The 21,681-nt window shown below is 57.3% G+C and carries 20 protein-coding genes; 16 read left to right on the forward strand and 4 right to left on the reverse strand.

Translation table 11 applies throughout. The features are described from left to right. Positions 1-80: 80 nt before the first annotated feature. Positions 81-1,310, reverse strand: coding sequence for a pyridoxal phosphate-dependent aminotransferase (locus tag AKL27_RS07715; RefSeq protein ID WP_050462221.1), 1,230 nt, complete (start codon positions 1,308-1,310; stop codon positions 81-83). Positions 1,311-1,570: 260 nt separating this feature from the next. Here AKL27_RS07715 and AKL27_RS07720 point away from each other — a divergent pair, with 260 nt between their 5' ends. From AKL27_RS07720 to AKL27_RS07790, 16 genes are all read left to right on the forward strand, one after another. Continuing rightward, complete coding sequence (locus AKL27_RS07720; RefSeq protein WP_050462222.1) at positions 1,571-1,954, forward strand: Mth938-like domain-containing protein; 384 nt, start codon at positions 1,571-1,573, stop codon at positions 1,952-1,954. A gap of 13 nt (positions 1,955-1,967) precedes the next feature. After that, complete coding sequence (locus AKL27_RS07725) at positions 1,968-3,683, forward strand: glycosyltransferase family 39 protein (RefSeq protein ID WP_050462223.1); 1,716 nt, start codon at positions 1,968-1,970, stop codon at positions 3,681-3,683. Next, entirely contained in the window at positions 3,680-4,051 is a 372-nt protein-coding gene (locus AKL27_RS07730) for an EamA family transporter (RefSeq protein WP_050462224.1), read from the forward strand. Before AKL27_RS07725 ends, AKL27_RS07730 begins: the two co-directional genes overlap by 4 nt. Before the next feature lie 109 nt (positions 4,052-4,160). Then, a complete protein-coding gene (locus tag AKL27_RS07735) occupies positions 4,161-5,291 on the forward strand; it encodes a DegT/DnrJ/EryC1/StrS family aminotransferase (protein ID WP_050462225.1) in 1,131 nt (376 codons plus the stop codon). 241 nt (positions 5,292-5,532) lie between these two features. Continuing rightward, positions 5,533-6,489: a glycosyltransferase gene (locus AKL27_RS07740; RefSeq protein ID WP_050462308.1), complete on the forward strand. Its 957-nt coding sequence runs from the start codon at positions 5,533-5,535 to the stop codon at positions 6,487-6,489. Then, a complete protein-coding gene (locus tag AKL27_RS07745) occupies positions 6,486-7,403 on the forward strand; it encodes a formyltransferase (protein WP_050462226.1) in 918 nt (305 codons plus the stop codon). The genes AKL27_RS07740 and AKL27_RS07745 overlap by 4 nt, the downstream gene beginning before the upstream one ends. A gap of 15 nt (positions 7,404-7,418) precedes the next feature. Then, on the forward strand, positions 7,419-8,474 hold the full coding sequence (locus AKL27_RS07750) for a bifunctional UDP-4-keto-pentose/UDP-xylose synthase (RefSeq protein WP_050462227.1): 1,056 nt from the start codon (positions 7,419-7,421) through the stop codon (positions 8,472-8,474). Between the two features lie 276 nt (positions 8,475-8,750). Then, entirely contained in the window at positions 8,751-9,692 is a 942-nt protein-coding gene (locus AKL27_RS07755; RefSeq protein ID WP_050462228.1) for a polysaccharide deacetylase family protein, read from the forward strand. A 52-nt stretch (positions 9,693-9,744) separates the two neighbouring features. Beyond that, positions 9,745-10,227, forward strand: coding sequence for a peroxiredoxin (locus tag AKL27_RS07760; protein WP_269749194.1), 483 nt, complete (start codon positions 9,745-9,747; stop codon positions 10,225-10,227). Then, positions 10,217-10,636, forward strand: coding sequence for a hypothetical protein (locus tag AKL27_RS27635; protein WP_157056841.1), 420 nt, complete (start codon positions 10,217-10,219; stop codon positions 10,634-10,636). The genes AKL27_RS07760 and AKL27_RS27635 overlap by 11 nt, the downstream gene beginning before the upstream one ends. After that, positions 10,611-12,278: a PhoH family protein gene (locus tag AKL27_RS07765; RefSeq protein ID WP_050462229.1), complete on the forward strand. Its 1,668-nt coding sequence runs from the start codon at positions 10,611-10,613 to the stop codon at positions 12,276-12,278. Before AKL27_RS27635 ends, AKL27_RS07765 begins: the two co-directional genes overlap by 26 nt. A 324-nt stretch (positions 12,279-12,602) precedes the next feature. Then, positions 12,603-13,451, forward strand: coding sequence for an ABC transporter ATP-binding protein (locus AKL27_RS07770; protein WP_083438926.1), 849 nt, complete (start codon positions 12,603-12,605; stop codon positions 13,449-13,451). Further along, complete coding sequence (locus AKL27_RS07775) at positions 13,444-14,286, forward strand: ABC transporter permease (protein ID WP_050462230.1); 843 nt, start codon at positions 13,444-13,446, stop codon at positions 14,284-14,286. The genes AKL27_RS07770 and AKL27_RS07775 overlap by 8 nt, the downstream gene beginning before the upstream one ends. A gap of 45 nt (positions 14,287-14,331) precedes the next feature. Beyond that, complete coding sequence (locus tag AKL27_RS07780) at positions 14,332-15,342, forward strand: ABC transporter substrate-binding protein (RefSeq protein ID WP_050462231.1); 1,011 nt, start codon at positions 14,332-14,334, stop codon at positions 15,340-15,342. Then, positions 15,339-17,024, forward strand: a complete 1,686-nt coding sequence (locus AKL27_RS07785) for an amidohydrolase (RefSeq protein ID WP_050462232.1) — start codon at positions 15,339-15,341, stop codon at positions 17,022-17,024. Before AKL27_RS07780 ends, AKL27_RS07785 begins: the two co-directional genes overlap by 4 nt. An 11-nt stretch (positions 17,025-17,035) precedes the next feature. Further along, a complete protein-coding gene (locus AKL27_RS07790; RefSeq protein WP_050462233.1) occupies positions 17,036-18,259 on the forward strand; it encodes an acyl-CoA dehydrogenase family protein in 1,224 nt (407 codons plus the stop codon). Between the two features lie 84 nt (positions 18,260-18,343). Here the strand turns inward: AKL27_RS07790 and AKL27_RS07795 are convergent, their stop codons facing one another. From AKL27_RS07795 to AKL27_RS07805, 3 genes are all read right to left on the reverse strand, one after another. Continuing rightward, positions 18,344-19,351: an inorganic phosphate transporter gene (locus AKL27_RS07795; RefSeq protein ID WP_050462234.1), complete on the reverse strand. Its 1,008-nt coding sequence runs from the start codon at positions 19,349-19,351 to the stop codon at positions 18,344-18,346. 74 nt (positions 19,352-19,425) lie between these two features. Next, entirely contained in the window at positions 19,426-20,052 is a 627-nt protein-coding gene (locus AKL27_RS07800; protein WP_050462235.1) for a DUF47 domain-containing protein, read from the reverse strand. An 87-nt stretch (positions 20,053-20,139) separates the two neighbouring features. Next, positions 20,140-21,528: a replicative DNA helicase gene (locus tag AKL27_RS07805; RefSeq protein ID WP_050462236.1), complete on the reverse strand. Its 1,389-nt coding sequence runs from the start codon at positions 21,526-21,528 to the stop codon at positions 20,140-20,142. Between the last annotated feature and the right edge of the window lie 153 nt (positions 21,529-21,681).

The raw sequence follows: 21,681 nt of genomic DNA on the forward strand, positions 1-21,681 counted from the left end.
ATGTCCACATGGCGGGTACTGCAGTCATACTTGAAAAGCGTATTCAGTGCGCTGGCGCATGCGCCCCGGCATTACCCCGCTCAGGCCGTGCCGTGCCGGCGCCGGTAACCTTCGAGGAAATGGGCAATGCGGCCCATCGACTCGGTCAGGTCATCCGTATTGGGCAGGAACACGACGCGGAAATGATCCGGCGTCGGGCAGTTGAAACCGGTGCCCTGCACAATCAGCACCTTTTCTTCGGCCAGCAACGCGTAGGCAAAATCCTGATCATTGCTGATCGGATAAATCTGCGGGTCCAGCCGCGGGAACATGTACAGCGCCGACTTCGGCTTGACGCAGGTGACGCCGGGAATATCGGTCAACAGCTTGTGCGCCAGATCGCGCTGCTTGGTCAGGCGGCCATTCGGCGCCACCAGATCATTGATGCTCTGATAGCCCCCGAGCGCGGTCTGAATCGCATATTGCCCGGGCGCATTGGCGCACAGGCGCATCGAGGCCAGCATGTTCAGACCTTCAATATAGTCGCCGGCATGCTTCTTTTCACCCGATACCACCATCCAGCCGGCACGATAGCCGCAGGAACGGTAATTCTTGGACAAGCCGTTGAAGGTGATGAACAGCACGTCATCGGCCAGCGACGCCAGCGAGGTGTGGGTATTGCCGTCGTACAGCACCTTGTCGTAGATTTCATCGGCAAAGATGATCAATTGATGCTGACGGGCAACTTCGACGATTTCCTTCAACACTTCCGTGGTGTACAGGGCCCCGGTCGGGTTGTTCGGATTGATCACCACGATGGCCTTGGTATTGGGCGTGATCTTTTTGCGGATATCGGCAATATCGGGTTGCCAGCCGGCCTGCTCGTCACAGACATAATGTACCGGGGTACCGCCCGACAAACTGACGGCAGCGGTCCACAACGGATAATCGGGCGATGGCACCAGCACTTCGTCGCCGGTATTGAGCAAGGCATTGACGCTCATGACGATCAGCTCGGAGGCGCCGTTGCCGAGGTAAATGTCGTCAATCGTGACGCCCTCGATATTCTTTTGCTGGGTGTAATGCATGACCGACTTGCGCGGCGCAAACAAACCCTTGGAATCGGTATAGCCGGAGGCATTGGCCATGTTGCGGATCATGTCCTGCACGATTTCATCCGGCGCATCGAAACCGAACGCGGCCAGATTGCCGATGTTGAGCTTGATGATCTTGTGGCCTTCTTCTTCCATCTGGCGTGCTTTTTCCAGCACGGGGCCACGGATGTCGTAGCAGACATCTGCCAGTTTTTTCGATTTTTGAATCGGTCGCACAGCGCAATCCTTTGAATGAGACTAAGCCCAAAGCATGTCTTGGGGCTTCCATACCACATGAAGTCCGGCACAAATCCGGTACGGCGAATCAGCATGCTGCATTGCCGTAACCGGCCATTTTGCCGAAAGCCCCCGAATTTATCAATCAATAAGCGTCAATAAGCGTCGCCCGCCAAAGGAAAACGCTACAATGCAGCACTTTTAGACCTAATGTGTCGATGTCCGGACCTCCCCTGGTGCCAGACGGCACACTCTGCGCCATGAAGCTTCATTCCACACAGACCCAGCAATACCAGACAGTCACCGCCTACGACGAAGACGGCATTGAACTGAATGCCGTGCGCTTCGGTCACAGCCTGCTGGTTTTGCCGGAAACCTTGCCGGTGGTCTGGCCGGTAGACAATTTCGACCTGCTCGATGTCAGCCATTTTGAACAGATCGACGCCACCCGGCCCGATGTCGTCATTCTGGGCACCGGGCGCAAGCAACGCTTTGTGCACCCGCGCCTGACCGCGGCACTGACGGCGCGCCGCATCGGTGTCGAATGCATGGACAATCAGGCTGCTTGTCGTACTTACAACATCTTGATGGCAGAAGGCCGCAAAGTAGCACTGGCCCTGATCATCGAACCAAAAACTGCGTAAGGAAATCGCCGCAATGCGCGAACTGCACAAATCAAAAGCATTCCTCTGGACCCTGCTCATTCTGTTTCTGCTGGTGTGGTTCTACATGCTGGGAGCACGCACCCTAGTGCCGACCGACGAAGGCCGCTACGCCGAAATGGCGCGCGAAATGGTGGCGACGCAGGATTGGATCACGACCCGCCTGAATGGCATCAAGTATTTCGAAAAACCGCCGCTGCAAACCTGGATGAACGCGATCACGTTCGAACTGTTCGGCCTCGGCGAATGGCAGGCGCGTCTGTGGACCGGTTTGTGCGGTTTGCTCGGCATCGGTCTGGTGGCATACGCCGGACGCCGGGTATTCAACGAACGTACCGCGTATTACGCACCGCTGGTGCTGGCATCCAGCTTTTTCTGGGCCGGCATGGGTCACATCAACACGCTCGACATGGGACTGGCCGGCATGATGACCATCAGCCTGTGCGGCCTGTTGCTGGCGCAGCGCAATGACGCCAGCCGCAGCGAACAGCGCAACTGGATGCTGGCCTGCTGGGCCGGCATGGCGCTGGCGGTGCTGTCCAAGGGTCTGATCGGGATTGTGCTGCCGGGTGCGGTCTTGGTGCTGTACACCTTGCTGTCGCGCGACTGGGCCATCTGGAAGCGTCTGCATCTGGTCAAGGGCCTGATCCTGTTCTTTGCCATCACCACGCCATGGTTTGTGCTGGTCTCGCTGAAGAACCCGGAATTCCCGCAATTCTTTTTCATCCACGAACATTTCCAGCGTTTCACCAGCAAAATTCACAGCCGCAGCGGCCCGTGGTACTACTTCATCCCGATCCTGCTGCTCGGCATCTTGCCGTGGCTGGGCGTGATGTTCCAGAGTCTGTTGCAGAGCCTGCGCGAACCGGGCCGCAGTGCCGGCAGCTTTGCCAGCCTGAGTGAAGGCAAATTCCAGCCCGGCAAAATGCTGATGGTGTGGTCGGTCTTCATCTTTTTCTTCTTCAGCATTTCCGGTTCCAAGCTGCCGTCGTATATCTTGCCGATCTTCCCGGCGCTGGCGTTGCTGATCGGCAGTTATCTGGATCGTGCCAGCTACAAGGCAATCGTGCTGTCGGCCTCGCTGGTGGCTTTGTCTTGTGCCGTCGGCATGGCATTCATTCCACATGTGCCATCGCTGGCGCGTGATGCGTATTCGTTGCCGCTGGTCACCGCCCACGTGCCATGGATCTACGCTGCCACCATCATCGCCTTCATCGGCGGCGTGCTGGCCATCCGCTTTGCCCGCACCCAAAAAGATCTGGCCGTGACACTGTTGGCGATCGCCGGTTTTGTCGCCGGTCAGTTGCTGATGCTGGGCCATGAGCCGCAAGGCCGTTACTCTGCCGGTATCGATTATGTGCCGGCACTGCAAGCCGAACTGACGCCGGCCACGCCGATTTATCTGGTCGGCCGTTATGAACAGGCGCTGCCGTTCTATCTGCGCCGCACCATGATTCTGGTCCAGCATGCCGACGAAATGGAGTTCGGCCTCAAGCAAGAGCCGCAGCTGTGGCTGCCGACCATAGACGCTTTCGTCGCGCAGTGGATCGCCGATCATGATGCCGGCAAGAAAGATATCGCCATCATTGATCCGTCCATTTATGTCACGCTGCAACAGCGCGGCCTGCCGATGCGCCTGATCGGTGAGGATCCGCGGCGCGTGATCGTCGCCAACAATCCCGGCGCCGACAGCAAGAAGGTGGCACCATGAATCTGCCCACCTTCGGCTTCATCTTCGTCGGCATTTGCCTCAACGCCGTGGCGCAACTGCTGCTCAAGGCCGGCACCAATGCCGTTGGCGCGATTCACCTGACGGCCGAAAACTGGTTTTCCACGGGCATCAAACTGGCCACGCAATTGCCGATTCTGGGCGGCCTGACCTGCTACGTGATCTCGGTCGTGGTGTGGATCATCGGCCTGTCACGCGTGGACGTGACGATTGCCTATCCGCTGTTGTCGCTGGGCTATATCATCAATGCCATCGGTGCCTGGTACTTCCTCGGCGAGGTAGTGTCGGCGCAGCGCATTCTGGCCATCGGCGTGATTATCGTCGGCGTCATCCTGCTGACCCGCAGCTGATGCAGCGCACCAATCGATTCATGTGAAATTAAGGTGCGCGGCAGTAAAATATGCCGCGTACCGCATCCCTTCCCTGCCACCCTGCTTTTATTCTTTACGCGAGCACTTGATGACGCAGCCAACGCTACCATTTTTGCCATTTTCCAAACCGACCATCGACGAAGCCACCATTGCCTCCGTAGCCGACGTTCTGCGCTCCGGCTGGATCACCAGCGGCCCCAAGGTGCAGGCCTTTGAAAAAGAGTTGTCGGATTATTTTGATGGCCGCATCACGCGCAGCTTCAATTCCGGCACCTGCACCATGGAGATTGCACTGCGCATCGCCGGCATCGGTCCCGGCGATGAAGTGATCACGACCCCGATTTCGTGGGTAGCCACCGCCAATGTCGTCATCGAAACCGGCGCCACGCCGGTATTCGCCGACATCGATCCGGTCACACGCAACATTGATCTGGACAAACTGGAAGCCGCCATCACGCCGCGCACCAAGGCCGTCATCCCGGTCTACCTGTCGGGCCTGCCGGTCGACATGGATCGCTTGTATGCGATTGCCGCCAAACACAATCTGCGCGTGATCGAAGATGCGGCGCAAGCTCTTGGCTCCAGCTGGAAAGGCAAGCGCATCGGTTCTTTCGGCGACTTCGTCTCGTTCAGTTTTCAGGCCAACAAGAACATTACCTGCTCCGAAGGCGGTTGCCTGGTCGTCAACAATGCCGACGAAGCCCGGCTGGCTGAAAAATACCGGTTGCAAGGCGTCACCCGCACCGGCTTCGACGGTCTCGACGTGGATGTCCTCGGCGGCAAATTCAACATGACCGATGTCGCCGCCGCCATCGGCCTGGGCCAGTTCGCCCATATCGATGCGGTCACCGCCAAACGCCGTGAGCTGGCTCGCCACTACTTTGCCTGTTTCGGTGCGGACTTCGAAAGCCGGTACGGCGCTCAGTTGCCGGTAGCCGACTTCGACAATTCGAACTGGCACATGTACCAGCTGGTTTTGCCGGAAAGCACCACCCGCGCCAGTTTCATGGAAAAAATGATGGCGCTGCAAATAGGCATTGGCTATCACTACCCGCCGATTCACCTGCTCAAACTGTATCGTGACCGTGGCTTCAAGGAAGGCATGTTCCCGGTCGCGGAACGGGTCGGCCGCCTGATTGTTTCCCTGCCGATGTTTACTGCGATGAGTAAAGAAGATGTCGAACGGGCAGTTGACGCGGTAAAATCCGTGCTCGGATAATTTGCCGGAACGGCGCAAGTGTCATATCAACCCGATGTTTCCACGTGGAAATGCCGGGTAATCAGTTGTCGGGACAGGTATTTCGCCCCATGATCCGCGGCGCCATTGGCAACACTGCAACCAGGATCAAGATGCAGCGCTGCGGCAGCGTGCACGAATACTGAGTTACCAAGTGAATACTGAATATGCACATGGCCCGGGCATTTCCGCTGCTGCAACTTTCACCTATTTTCAGGCTTTGATGAAACCAGAACTCTCCGTCGTCATTCCCGTCTACAACGAGGAATCCGGCCTTGCCCAGCTCTTTGCGCGCCTGTACCCGGCGCTGGATGCCCTGGGCATTTCCTACGAAATCATTTACGTCAACGACGGCAGCCGCGATACCTCTGCCAGTATTCTGGCCGAACAGTTCCGCCAGCGTCCGGACGTCACCCGCGTGGTCCTGTTCAACGGCAACTATGGCCAGCACATGGCAATTCTGGCAGGCTTTGAAGCAACCCGCGGCAACATCGTCGTGACCCTCGACGCCGACTTGCAAAATCCACCGGAAGAAATCGGCAATCTGGTCGCCAAGATGAAGGAAGGCTACGACTATGTCGGCTCGATCCGTCGTCTGCGCCAGGATTCAGCCTGGCGCACCGTGGCGTCCAAGGCCATGAACCGCCTGCGCGAAAAAATCACCCACATCAAGATGACCGATCAGGGCAACATGCTGCGCGCCTATGGGCGCAACGTCATCGATCTGGTCAATCAGTGCCGTGAAATCAATACTTTCGTACCGGCGCTGGCCTATACCTTTGCCCGCAATCCGACGGAAATCGTGGTCGAACACGAAGAACGCGCCGCCGGCGAATCGAAGTATTCGCTGTACAGCCTGATCCGCCTCAACTTCGACCTCGTCACCGGCTTCTCGCTGGTGCCGCTGCAATTCTTTTCATTGCTGGGCATCGGCTTGTCATTTGCCTCGGCTGCGCTGTTCATCCTGATGGTGATACGCCGCTTCATTCTGGGCGCCGAAGTCCAGGGTGTGTTCACCCTGTTTGCGATCACGTTTTTCCTGATCGGCGTGATCCTGTTCGGCATCGGTTTGCTGGGCGAGTACATCGGCCGTATCTATCTGCAGGTACGGGCGCGTCCGCGCTACGTGTTGCAGGCGATACTTGAACAATCCACCGCAGAGGACAAACAAAACTCATGAACGCAGTCGTCTTTGCTTATCATGACGTCGGTGTGCGCTGCCTGAAGGTATTGCTGGCGCGCGGCATCCGCGTGTCACTGGTGGTCACGCACGAAGACAATCCGAACGAAAACATCTGGTTCGCCTCCGTCGCCGAAACCTGCCGCGAATACGGCATCACGTTCGTGACGCCGGAAGATCCGAATTCGGCCAAGTTGCTGAGCCAGGTGCAAGCCGCCAAACCCGACTTCATCTTCAGCTTCTATTACCGTCACATGTTGCCGGTCGGTTTGCTCAGTGAAGCCAGGTATGGCGCCTACAATATGCATGGCTCGCTGCTGCCGAAATATCGCGGCCGGGTACCGATCAACTGGGCGGTGTTGCACGGTGAAACCGAAACCGGCGCCACGCTGCATGAAATGGCCGCCAAGCCGGACGCCGGCGCCATCGTCGCGCAAACGGCGGTGCCGATCCTGCCCGACGACACGGCACATGAAGTCTTCTGCAAGGTGGTGGTTGCCGCTGAGCAAACTTTATGGAATGTATTGCCGGCCATGCTGGCCGGGCGCACCCCGAAATTGCCCAACGATTTGTCGAAAGGCAGTTATTTCGGTGGCCGCAAGCCGGAAGATGGCCGTATCGACTGGAAAAAACCGGCGCAGCAGGTGCATAATCTGGTACGCACCGTGGCGCCACCCTATCCGGGCGCCTTCGAAGAAATCGCGGGTGATAAAATTACGCTCGCAAGAACCCGACTCGTCCCGACTTCGGCCCGCGCGGCACTGGAACGGACGCATGGGGCGCAAGACAAGTTCTTTGAGGGAGGCCGTCTCTACGCGCGCTGCGGCGATGGCAACTACCTGCAAATTATGGGTATCCTGATCAACGATCAAGATGTCTCTCTTAACAATTATCTGAAATACATGGCTGTTTAAAGCGGCTCACATACTATGAAAAAAGTCCTCATTCTCGGCGTCAACGGCTTCATCGGCCATCACCTGTCCAAGCGCATTCTGGAAACTACCGACTGGCACGTCTACGGTATGGACATGATGACCGACCGCATCACCGACATTCTGGAAAATGAGGCGTTCAAGTCGCGCATGCATTTCTTTGAAGGCGACATCACGATCAACAAGGAATGGGTCGAATACCACGTCAAGAAGTGTGACGTGATCTTGCCGCTGGTGGCGATTGCCACGCCGTCGACCTACGTCAACAAGCCGCTGCGCGTGTTTGAACTGGATTTCGAAGCCAACCTGCCCATCGTGCGTTCGGCTGCCAAGTACGGCAAGCATCTGGTATTCCCGTCGACCTCGGAAGTCTATGGCATGTGCCACGACGACGAATTCGATTCGGAAGAATCGGAACTGATCTGCGGTCCGATCAACAAGCCGCGCTGGATCTACTCCTGCGCCAAGCAATTGATGGACCGCGTGATCTGGGGCTACGGCATGGAAGACAACCTGAACTTCACGCTGTTCCGTCCGTTCAACTGGATCGGCGCCGGTCTCGATTCGATCCACACGCCGAAAGAAGGCAGCTCGCGCGTGGTCACGCAGTTCTTCGGCCACATCGTGCGCGGCGAGAATATTTCGCTGGTCGACGGCGGTCAGCAAAAGCGTGCATTCACCTACATCGACGACGGCATTGATGCGCTGATGAAGATCATCGCCAACGAAAACGGCATTGCCACCGGCAAAATCTACAACATCGGCAATCCGGTCAACAATTATTCGATCCGCGATCTGGCCGGCATGATGATTGAACTGGCCGCCGAATATCCGGAATATGCCGACAGCGTCAAGCAAGTGAAACTGGTCGAAACCACCTCCGCCAGCTACTACGGCAAGGGCTATCAGGACGTGCAAAACCGCGTACCGAAGATCACCAACACCTGTGAAGAGTTGAACTGGAAGCCGACCACCACCATGGCCGACACCCTGCGCAACATTTTCGACGCCTATCGCGGCCAGGTCGCCGAAGCCCGCGCATTGATGGACTGATGCTCCCCGACCTGACCGGCAACCCCGGTCAGGTTATCTGTTACTGCCCCTCCCCTTCCTTCTGCATTCCTGCTGCATTCACCGGCATGGCATTGCGCCCCGCCGCCCGCACGCACTGCGCGCATCACATTACTGCTGAAATGGTTTATTGCAGCGCACTTTCGTGCCACAATTCGCCATCCGCCGCTGGTTTCCGCGCTGCCCGCCAGTTGCTCTCGCTATCGCCACAGAAGTCCGTTGCCCGCTGCACCGGCCATTTTTTCTCAGAGAACGCATTTGCCACTACTCATCCTCAAAATCGACGCCGACACTTACCGCGGCACCCGCGAAGGCGTCCCCAATCTGGTGCGGCAACTGCAACGCCATCAAGCCAACGCCACGTTCCTGTTTTCGCTGGGACCGGATCATACCGGCTGGGCCTTGAAGCAAGTCTTCCGGCCCGGTTTTTTCAGCAAGGTATCGCGCACCTCGGTGGTCGAGCACTACGGCATCAAAACCCTGATGTACGGCACCCTGCTGCCGGCGCCCGATATCGGTAAAACCTGTGCCGCGCCCATGCGGGCGGCGCGCGATGCCGGCTTCGAATGCGGCATCCACACCTGGGACCACCGCGTCTGGCAAGACCACGTGCGGCAACGCGGTGCCGAATGGACCAGAGAAACCATGCAACGCGCCTATGCGCGCTTTCATGAAATCTTCGGCCAGGCGCCGGTAACGCATGGAGCGGCCGGCTGGCAGATGAATGAATATGCGTTCGCGCAACTGGATGAATTCGGCATCGCCTACTCCTCCGATGGTCGCGCACAATTGAATGAAGATGGCTCGCTGGCCGATCCGAATGCCGGGCCGCACCGGCTCAAGGCGCTCGGACGTCCGCTGTCCTGCGTCCAGTTGCCGACCACGCTGCCCACGCTCGATGAGTTGCTGGGCCGCACCATCAACGGCCAGGTCATCGACGCGTCAAATGCGGCTGCCATGATTCTGCGGCTGACCGCGCAACCGCGCGATCATGTATTTACCCTGCATGCAGAACTTGAAGGACAGAAACTTGCCCCAATATTTGAACAACTGCTGTCAGGCTGGCGCGCACAAGGCTATGAACTGACGTCCATGGGCCGCTATCACGAAACGCTCGGGGACGACGTGCTGCCGATCCTGCCGGTCGCCTGGGGCGAACTGCCGGGACGCTCCGGCGACATGATCCTGCAGGCAGCCTGAGCTCAGCAACGCATCACGACCACACGATAAACCTTTACTTCGGGGCGCCATTTTGACAGACGACAGACCATCCATTATCAACAAGACCGTACCGGATTTTTCGGCAGCCATGACCAGCGGCAAGACGTTCAGGCTGTCTGACTATCAAGGTAAAAATCTGGTGCTGTATTTTTATCCCAAGGACAACACGCCCGGCTGTACCACCGAGGGTATCCAGTTCCGTGAACTGTACCCTCAGTTCCAGGCGGCCAATACCGAAATCTTCGGCATCAGCCGTGACAGCCTGAAATCCCATGAAGGCTTCAAGGCCAAGCTGGACATGCCGTTCGAACTGATCTCGGACCCTGATGAAACGCAGTGCATCATGTTTGATGTCATGAAAATGAAGAACATGTACGGCAAGCAGGTACGCGGCGTCGAGCGCAGCACGTTTATCATTGACGGCGCCGGCACATTGGTGAAAGAATGGCGTGGAGTGAAGGTGCCGGGACACGTGGATGACGTCTTGGCGTTTGTGAAAACCATTGCCGGGTAATAACATCGCAACAGCAGCAAACAAGTTTCAGAACGTCTTGCACTGGCTGTGGCAAAATGGAGCGGCGTCTTACCCGCAGCCATTTTGCGGCAACCTGCCGAATTATGCGGTCAATTTATACAAGCCTTTGAATTCAAACAGAAAATCGTTTTTTGAAAGCCGTTTATGGATTAGGTCACTGACCTTCCAAAACGGCTTTTTTACTTTGCGATTTAGCCCTCCCAACAAAACCCTGCTGCCGCCGGCCACATTGCCGCATCGGCAACGTGAGTTGCAACAGGTTTTTCTTGGTGGCGGCCCCATGTTGTTTGCACCGCGGTACCTGATCGCTCTGACAAAGCGGCATTTTTCCCGAGTTCTTTCCTTTTACTACCGAGGTTCTGATGCCCCTGCCCAAACTGCCAAGTAAACCAGCAGCCTTATTGGCTCCCAAAGATTATCCCAAGGCCGAACGCGGTAAAACTGTCAAACCCCATATCGCACTGGTAGAACCTGCGCCTGTGACGCCGGCAGCCAAGGCGCCGGCGGTTACCCAGCCGCGCGCCAAGATCAGCACCAAGAGCCCGGCGGAAAAACCGCGTGCCACGCCGAAAGTCACCGAGTCGCGCGTCAAGTCGACCACCAGCCGCACCGCCGACAAACTGGGCGTATCCAAACTGTTCGTGCTGGATACCAATGTGCTGATGCATGACCCGACTTCCCTGTTCCGCTTCGAAGAGCATGACATCTATTTGCCGATGATCACGCTGGAAGAATTGGACAACCACAAGAAAGGCATGTCCGAAGTCGCGCGCAATGCCCGCCAGATTTCGCGTTCGCTCGACGCGCTGGTCAGCGACATCGCCGAAGATGCGATTGACCTCGGCATTCCGCTGTCGAAGCTCGGCAACAAGGATGCCAAGGGCCGTCTGTTCTTCCAGACCAAACTGCAAAATGCCAAGTTGCCGGACGGCCTGCCTGAAGGCAAGGCCGACAATCAGATTCTGGGCGTGGTACGCGCGCTGGATCAGCAGTATCCGGAGCGTCCGGTGGTGCTGGTGTCGAAAGACATCAACATGCGCCTCAAGGCCCGCGCCATCGGTCTGCCGGCGGAAGATTACTTCAACGATCACGTACTGGAAGATACCGACCTGCTGTATTCGGGCATCCAGCAATTGCCGGACGATTTCTGGAACAAGCACGGCAAGGGCATGGAATCGTGGCAGGAAAACAAGCACGGCACCAGCTATACCTATTACCGCGTGACCGGCCCGCACGTGCCGTCGATGCTGGTGAACCAGTTCGTCTTCATCGAGCCGAAGAATGGCGAAGCCGCCTTCTACGGCCAGGTCACGCAGATCAACGGCAAGACTGCCGTGCTGCAGACCCTGCGTGATTACGGCCACGCCAAGAACAGCGTGTGGGGCATCACGGCGCGCAACCGCGAGCAGAATTTCGCGCTCAATCTGCTGATGAATCCGGAGTGTGATTTCGTCACGCTGCTGGGTCAGGCCGGCACCGGCAAAACACTGCTGGCACTGGCCGCCGGTCTGGCGCAGGTTCTGGAAAACAAGACCTACAACGAAATCATCGTCACCCGCGTCACGGTGCCGGTGGGCGAAGACATCGGCTTCCTGCCCGGCACCGAAGAAGAAAAGATGGGACCGTGGATGGGGGCCTTCGACGACAATCTGGAAGTCCTGAACAAGTCGGATGGCGATGCCGGCGAATGGGGTCGCGCGGCAACGCAAGACCTGATCCGTTCACGCATCAAGATCAAGTCGCTCAACTTCATGCGCGGCCGTACCTTCGTCAACAAGTTCCTGATCATCGACGAAGCGCAGAATCTGACGCCAAAGCAAATCAAGACCCTGGTCACCCGTGCCGGCCCCGGCACCAAGATCATCTGTCTCGGCAATATCGCGCAGATCGATACGCCATATCTGACCGAAGGATCGAGCGGCCTGACTTACGTGGTTGACCGCTTCAAGGGTTGGTCGCACAGTGGTCACGTCACCCTCGCCAAGGGCGAGCGCTCACGTCTGGCGGATCATGCCAGCGAGGTGCTCTGATCCCAGCAGGCAGACTCTCCGCAGTAAAGAAAAAGCCACCGCAAGGTGGCTTTTTCTTTGTCCGTCACTTTCTGCCCGGGCGCCAAACCGTGGCGGACAACCACCGATTCGTCAGCGCAATTCATGCATATCAACATCATGATTTCGCATAAGGCATTAATCAGATTTGAATATCAAATATCGGTCTTTGACCAAGTAAGTACGCGTTGTTTACCATCGTCAACACGATGGAAATGCGGCTCATATCTGTTTTAAGCATGCGTCATCAAACCCAAGTCGTTAAATTGAATTTGGATCAAAAATTCCCAGGAAAGCAGCTTCGCCATGTACGCAGCACTTAATCCCACCGCACCGACAACCGCGTCGTTTGATCCTGCTTCGGATCACGCCGCGACCAGGATTGTGCATGCAGACCAACAGCCGCAGGCATTGGTGAGTGCCCGCAACGTTTCCAAATTGTATGCGACCGCCACCGGGGTGAACTGGGCACTGGATGACGTGAGTCTGGACATCGCGCCGGGCGAATTTGTCTGCGCGATTGGTGCCAGCGGCTGCGGCAAGACCACGCTGTTGAATATGCTCGCAGGATTTGTCGCGCCTTCGCAAGGCACACTGTCTTTCAATAATGCGCCATTACGTGCAGCAGGCCCCGACCGCGGCGTGGTGTTTCAAGAGTACGCCCTGTTCCCGTGGCTGACCGCCCGACGCAATGTTGAATTCGGGTTGCGCCTGAATGGCATGGACCGGAAAGCCAGACGCCTTGAAGCGGAGCGCTTGCTGGAACTGGTCGGACTCGCACGGGCGGCGGACAGCTATCCATTTGAATTGTCTGGCGGCATGCGTCAGCGCATTGCCGTGGCGCGTGCCTTGGCAACCAAACCAAAACTCTTGCTGATGGATGAACCGTTTGCCGCCATCGACGCGCTCACCCGCACGATGTTGCAAGAAGAGTTGATCAAGCTGTGGAAAGAACTCGGCATCAGTGTGTTCTTCATCACCCACAACATCGAAGAAGCGGTGTTTTTAGGTCAGCGCGTCGTGGTCATGAGTGCGCATCCGGGATGCATCAAGGAAATCGTCAAGGTCGATTTGCCGTATCCACGGCATCGTGAAGATCCGCAATTCGGCCGCTATTACGCACACATTTCCGAGGCGTTTGCCCATCATGCTTAATGTCACGACAGCGGCTGAACGTACACGGCTCGAACAACATGTGCTGGCAGTGCGCCGCCAATCACAACATCAGGTACGACTGCGCAAACTGGTGCTGGGCGTGGTCGGCATGCTGGTGTTTTTGCTGACATGGGAAGTGGCGCCACGGGTGGTCGATGGCGTCAATATTCTGATGTTTCCACCACCGTCGGTGGTGGCCAAGACCTTCTGGTCGATGACCGTCAGCGGCGAAATCTGGCCCCATATGCTGGCCAGCCTGTATCGCATCCTGATCGGCTTTGTGGTGGGCGCAAGCACCGGCGTGCTGGTCGGTGTGGTGACCGGCAGCAGTGCACTGGCGCGCTATGTCAGCGACCCGATATTGCACGGCTTGCGCGCGATTCCTGTCATCGCGATCGTGCCCTTGGCAATCGTCTGGCTGGGCCTGGGCGATATAGCGAAGATTGTCTTGATTGCCTGGGGCGTGTTTTTCCCGGTATGGGTCAACACCTTCATCGGGATTCGCAGCGTCTCCATTCTGTATCTGCGCTCCGCGACATCCATGGGAGCCAATGCACTGCAATTGATGTTTCTGGTCGCATTGCCGGCCGCACTGCCCTATGTCTTTGCAGGTTTGCGTCAGGCCACTTCGCTGGCATTTGTAGTGATGGTCGCCGCCGAGCTGGCGGGTGCCGAAACCGGATTGGGATTTCTGATTTCCTATTCACATCTGGTGTTTCGCATTGACATGATGTTTGTCGGATTGATTTATCTGGGCGCGCTGGGTTTTCTGTCGGATCAGTTTTTTGTTGCCATGCTGCATAAGTTCTTCCCTTGGTATCAGGAACGCCGGTAAGTGGATCACAGCTTATTAATTTAATTTATTTCGGGGAGTGGGAATATGGATCGTCGTCGTTTTCTGGCCGTGCAAGGTCTGGCAGCCGCAAGTCTGGTGGGTGGTTTGAGTTCACGTTTTGCTTTTGCGGCAGCCGGTACCGCGGTGACCATTGCTGAAAGTGAGGGACATAGCTGGGCCGTGCCGTTTGTCGCGGATGCCGAATCACTGTGGTCACGTCATGGCCTCAATGTCACCACCACCCACTTCACTTCCGGACGACTGACTGCGGAAGCGGTACTGGCAGGCAAGGCCGATTTTGCAACGACCACCGACAGCGTGGTGGCATTGGCGGCATTGCAAGGACACAAGCCGGTCGTGTTTGCGGAATTCGCCAATTCATCGACGCAAATGCTGGTCGCCGCGCGCAAGGACAAAGGCGTACTGAAGCCGGCGGATCTGCGCGGCAAGCGCATCGGGACCTTCTTTGGCTCGGCCGGACATTTTTATCTGAACCAGTATTTGAAGCTGCACGGCCTGACGCCAAAAGATGTATCGATCATCAATCTGCGCCCGCAAGACATGGTCACCGCGTTGGCCCAAGGCAGTATCGATGCCTTTAACTGGGACTGGTGGGCGGCAGATGCAGCCGCCAAACAAGAAGGCAAAGGCAATGTGCATGTACTGAGCACGGAAGGTATCGAGAAGGTATATACCAGCCACTTCCTGTTGATTACCAATGAAAAGACGGCCAAGGAAAAACCGGCGGCGTTGCAGGCCGCGATCCGGGCCCTGATCGATGCTGAAGGCGTGTTCAAGAAAGACTTCAACCGTGCAGTCGCCGTATTGGCAGAACGTACCAAGGGCACGCTCGAATCGTCACGCAACGGCCTCGAGCGCAATCATACCGAGGTACAACTGGCGCCCCGTCTGATTACCGATCTGGTGGCCAACGGTGAATGGGCGATCAATGAAAAAATTGCCCAGGCACCTGCCGGCGACTTGCGTCAGTTATACGCAGGCTTGATTGATACATCGGCATTGAAAGCAGTCGATCCGGCGCGCGTCAAATCATGAGTCGTTCGTCAATCGGGTTGATACTGCACAATGCCAACATCATCACGATGAATGCGCAACAGCCTGCTGCTCAGGCAGTGGCTGTTGCCGGCGGCCATATTGTCGCCGTCGGTCGCGATGAGGACGTGCTACCGCTGGCCAATGATGCTACGCGCATTGTCAATCTGGGCGGGCAGACCGTCACGCCGGGCTTTATCGACGCCCATGCACACATGGAGCGCGAAGGCTTGAAAACGCTGCGGCCATCCTTGGCGCATGCGCGCACGATCAACGATGTGCTTGAGGTGGTGCGGCAAGAAGTCGCACGTCGTCCGCAAGGCGAATGGATTATCACGATGCCCGTGGGCCAGCCGCCCTACTACTTCGGCGGCCCCGACAATCTGGTGGAAAAACGCATGCCGGATCGCTGGGAACTCGACGCGGTCGCCCCCGATCATCCGGTATACATCCCGGGGCTGTTTGGCAACTGGGGCGCGCCGCCGGGTTACAGCGCACTGAACTCGCTGGCACTGCAACACAATCACCTGCATCCGGATACCTGCCCTTGCTGCCAGGGGATCGACATCCAGCGCGCAGATAACGGTGAGCTGAACGGCATTATCGTCGAGACGAACAAACGACCGATGGTGGAGTTCGATGTGTTGTCGAAGGTCCCTGCATTTTCCTATGCCGACCGCATCGAAGGATTGCGCCGCTCCCTGAAAACCTATCATGCCTACGGCACTACCAGTATTTATGAAGGCCATGGATCGGCCCCCGAAACACTCTCGGTGTATCGCAAGCTGTGGGAAGACGGTGAATTATCGATGCGCAGCCGCTTGTGCATCAGCCCCACCTGGACCCGCGACAACGCTGACGTATTCTTGCGCGACAGTTATGCCTATGCGCGCGGCATTGGCCTCGGAGATGACTTCCTGCGCATTGGCGGCATCAATCTTGGGCTCGGGGGCGCTGCCGAATCTGCTGCGGCCTCACGCAACGCCTTGCCCAACACGGGCTGGGCCGGTTTTGTCGAGTGGCACAACTCGATTGACGATTACCGCTTTTATGCCACCGCAGCCGCCCGGCACAATATCCGCGTGCACAGCGTTGTCGATGATCGCCTGCCTGAGGTGCTGGATGTCTACGAAGCGATTGACCGTCAGTATCCGCTGGCAGGACGTCGCTGGGTGGTGGAACATATCGGCAATGTCAGTCCTGAAGACATTGTGCGCCTGCGTCGCCTGGGCATATTCATCACCACCAATCCGCTGTACACCGTCTGGAAAAACGGCGCGCCCAAAGTCGATGCAGCGCATGGCGGAAACCGTTTCATGCCGTTAAAGACATTGCTGGAAGAAGGTTTTCAGGTATCTGCCGGCAGCGACAATATTCCCGTGAATCCGTTTTATGCCGTGTGGACCAGTGTCGTGCGACAAGAGCGCACTACCCAAAAGATCATTGGCGCAGAGCAGCGTTTGAGTCGTTTGCAAGCGCTCAGCCTGATTACCGCGCATGGCGCATGGTTAAGCTACGAAGAAGACCTCAAAGGGACGATTGCCGTCGGCAAGTTTGCCGACTTTGCGGTCCTGAGTGCCAATCCGTTAACGGTGGCGGATGATGCGTTGACAGACATTCATGCGCATCTGACCGTGGTGGGCGGCAAGGTCGTGCATGGCGAGCTTGCTTCATTTCCTGCGTGACGGAGAAGAGTATGTCGGATAAATATGTTCCTGTCGGTGAGCGACATGTCTTTGACCACGATCTGGGCCCCTGGCATGACGCCGTCGAGGCATTGGCTGCCATTCTCGGCGAGACAGCCATTGCACGCGACAAAGCCGGCGGCACAGCGTTGGCTGAACGCGGCGCGATACGTGACAGCGGCTTGCTGACCCTGCGCCTGCCGGATGCTGCCGGTGCCCCACGGGAGGCATGGCCACGCATTTTGCGCATTGTGCGACGTCTGGCTGCGGTGGACAGCTCGCTGGCGCATTTGCTGGCCTTCCAGCATTTGCAGGTGGAAACCCTGACGCTCTTTGGCACCCCGGCGCAGCAACAGCAGTTCTATGCGCTGACGCAACAAGGCTGGTTCTGGGGCAATGCCACCAACGACCGCGATATCCGGTTGAATCTGATCCAGGATGGCGGCCGTTACTATCTGGATGGCGAGCGGATGTTTTGTTCCGGTTCGGCCGACTCGGATGGTTTGATTATCAATGTTGCCCACCCGGCCTTGCCCGGCGCCCGCGTATTTATCGCATTGGCCACCAGGCAGCCCGGCATTGAGGTGGCAAATGACTGGGATGCCATCGGACAGCGTCAGACCGACAGCGGCACCGTGCGCTTCCATAAGGTATTGGTCGAAGAGCAGGCGTTTTTAGGATGGATTCCGGGCCAGCAACCATTGCAGCGTTCGCCCCGGCATTCATTGCGCGCCTGTCTGGCGCAATTGATCCTGGCAGAAATCTACCTCGGCAATACCGAAGGCGCCCTGGCGCATGCGCTGGACTACGTCGGCACCCGGCGTCGACCCTGGCCGTTACTGGGCGAGACGGATTTGCTCAATGACAGCGTATTGCAATTGCGCTTTGGTCAGTACTGGACCCAGTACCGTGGCGCGCGTGCCTTAACCGACCAGGCGGCAATTGCCTTGCAAGCCGCATGGGACAAGGGTGATGCATTGACAGCGCGGGAGCGCGGGCAACTGGCATTGCTGATTGCGGAGGCGCGCCTGGCCGCGGTGGAGGCGGGATTGACGATTACCAGCGGAATATTCGATCAGGCGGGTGCGAGCGCAACTTTATCGGCATTCGGACTTGACCGCTTCTGGCGCAATATTCGCGTGCACAGCTTGCACGATCCGCTGGACAGCAAGCGTCAGGCCCTCGGTGCATGGCTGTTGAAAGATGAAATTCCGGCACCCTCCGGGTATAGCTGAAGTGAAGACCGGGCGCAGTAAAGAAAAAGCCACCGCAAAGGTGGCTTTTTCTTTGTCCGGCTGCACTGACGGCAACGCCATGCGTTACAGAATATGCTTGCCGATCCACCACGCTACTGCCGCGACGAACGCCGAAGCGGGAATGGTGAAAATCCAGGCCCACACGATATTGCCGGCCACGCCCCAGCGCACGGCCGACATCTTGTGCGAAGCACCGACACCGACGATGGCACCGGTAATGGTATGCGTAGTCGATACCGGAACACCCATGGCAGTGGCGATGAACAAGGTGATGGCGCCACCGGTTTCCGCGCAAAAGCCACCGACCGGCTTGAGCTTGGTAATCTTCTGGCCCATGGTCTTGACGATCCGCCAGCCACCGAACAAGGTCCCCAGACTGATCGCACAGTAGCAGCTGATGATGACCCAGGTCGGCGGATTGTCGGTACCGGAATAGCCGGCTGCAATCAGCAGCATCCAGATGATACCGATGGTTTTCTGGGCATCATTGCCACCGTGACCCAGACTGTACATCGACGCCGACACCAGTTGCAGACGCCGGAACCAGCCATCGATCTTGCGCGGCGTGGAGCGCACGAATATCCACGAGACCAGCAACATCATGATCGAGCCGAGAATGAAACCGAGCAGCGGCGACAACACAATGAACAGGATGATCTTGAGCAGACCTGACGAAATCAGCGCGCCGGTACCGGCCTTGGCCACTGCCGCGCCGACCAGGCCACCGATCAGTGCATGCGACGACGACGACGGGATCCCGTAATACCAGGTCACCAGATTCCAGAAGATCGCGCCTACCAGCGCACCGAACACGACCACGTGATCGACCACTGCCGGATCAATCGTACCCTTGCCGACCGAGGCCGCCACGTGCAACTGGTGAAAGACGAACACTGCCGCCAGATTGAAAAACGCCGCCATGGCGACTGCCGTCTGCGGCCGCAGCACGCCGGTAGAAACCACGGTGGCAATGGCATTGGCCGCATCATGAAAACCATTCATGAAGTCGAACAGCAATGCCAGAACAATCAGCAAGGCAAGGATATGAAGGCTTATTTGGACTGTATGCATGGAAAAATTCTTAGACAGACATCAACGACCCCGACGCCCGACCGGTCGCAACCGGTGACGTCAAGGCATGCGAATCAGGCGTTCTCGACAATAATGCCTTCGATAATGTTGGCAACGTCTTCGCAACGGTCGGTGACGGTTTCCAGAATTTCGTAAATCGCCTTGAGCTTGATCAGGTTGCGCACATCGGGCTCATCCCGGAACAGCTTGGACATCGCGGCGCGCATGACGTGATCCGCATCCGATTCCAGACGGTCGATTTCTTCGCAGATCGACAGAATCTGACGCGAGTTGTCCATGTTGTGCAACAGGCCCACTGCGGCCTTGACCTTCTCCGTACAGGCCAGGCACAACTCCGCCAGCCGTTTGGCTTCCGGCGTGATGGCCTTGATGTCGTACAGCGAAATGGTCTGCGCACCATCCTCGAGCAGATCGAGAATGTCATCCATGCGCGTGATCAATTGATGGATGTCGTCGCGATCGAGAGGGGTAATGAAGGTCTTGTGCAACAGCTCGATGGCATTGTGCGTGATCTTGTCGGCCTGTTTCTCCAGCGTCTCGATGGCATGCACGCGCAATTCCAGATCATCGAAATTGACCATCAGTGCGACCATTTCCTTGGCGCACTTTACGCCCAGTTCGGCGTGCTGATTGAAGAGGTCAAAGAATTTGCCCTCGGTGGGCATAAAGCGTCCAAACATGTTCCACTCTCTTGTAATTTATCAATGCTTTTGATTCATGCGACGGCTGCATGGCGCAGTCGCCGGCACAACGGATTCGCTTCTACATCAATCTCCGCCGTAAGGCGAAGCCAGACTACCGGAATAATTGTCGAATTTGGTAAATTGGCCCAGGAATGCCAGCCGGATACTGCCGATAGGTCCGTTACGCTGCTTGCCGATGATAATTTCGGCCGTGCCTTTGTCCGGCGAGTCCTGATTGTAAACCTCATCGCGGTAAATGAACAAAATGACGTCGGCATCCTGCTCAATAGCGCCGGATTCACGCAAGTCGGACATCACGGGACGTTTATTGGGGCGTTGCTCGAGCGAGCGGTTCAACTGCGACAAGGCAATCACCGGGCAATTCAGCTCTTTCGCCAGCCCCTTCAGATTTCGCGAGATTTCGGAAATTTCAGTGGCGCGGTTTTCACCACCGGAGTTACCCGACATCAGTTGCAGGTAATCGATGATGATCAGACCGAGCTTGCCGCACTGGCGCGCCAGACGACGCGAACGCGCCCGCAATTCGATGGAACTGAGCGCCGGCGTTTCGTCGATATACAACTGGGCGTCGTTCATCTTTTGAATCGCATGCGTCAGACGCGGCCAGTCTTCATCGACCAGACGGCCGGTACGCAAGCGATGCTGATCGAGACGACCGACCGAACCCAGCATACGCATGGCCAGCTGGGCGCCACCCATTTCCATCGAAAACACGGCGACCGGCAAGCCACTGTCGATGGCGACGTTTTCACCGATGTTCAAGGAAAACGCGGTTTTACCCATCGACGGACGACCGGCCACAATGATCAGGTCACCCGGCTGCAAGCCGGAGGTCATCTTGTCCAGATCCATGAAACCGGTCGGCACCCCGGTGATGTCGCTGGTGCTGTCGCGGTTGTACAGTTCATCGATACGTTCGACCACCTGCGTCAGCAGCGGCTGGATTTCCTGGAAACCCTGAGAGCCGCGCGAGCCCTCTTCGGCAATCGCAAAAATCTTGGACTCGGCTTCGTCCAGCATCTGCTTGACTTCCTTGCCCTGCGGATTGAAGGCATTGCCGGCAATCTCGTCGGACACGGTAATCAGTTTGCGCAAGATGCCGCGATCCCGCACGATCTCGGCGTAACGACGGATATTGGCGGCCGACGGCGTGTTTTGCGCCAGCGCATTGAGATAAGTCAGGCCACCGACTTCTTCGGCCTTGCCGGTACTCGACAAGGCTTCATAGACAGTGATCACGTCAGCCGGCTTGGTTTCATTGATCAGCTTGACGATATGCTGAAAAATGATGCGATGGTCGTAGCGATAGAAATCGTCAGCACTCACGAAATCGGCGATCCGGTCCCAGGCCGCATTATCCAGCAGCAAACCGCCCAGGACGGATTGTTCGGATTCGATGGAGTGCGGGGGAACACGGAGTGCGTCTAGTTGCGGATCGGAAGGTGCATTCATGGCGCGAATTATAACCGCTAAGCGCAATTGCTTCGGCGGCGAGTGTGAAATTAGCCGATAAGTATTTGATTAAATTGCCGATGATCATGCACCGCCGGCACCGGGCCGGCGACTTGTCGAGAAAGCATCAGACGACAAAAAAGCCAGGCGAAC

Source organism: Herbaspirillum autotrophicum (genome assembly GCF_001189915.1).
GTDB classification, from domain to species: Bacteria; Pseudomonadota; Gammaproteobacteria; order Burkholderiales; family Burkholderiaceae_D; genus Herbaspirillum; species Herbaspirillum autotrophicum.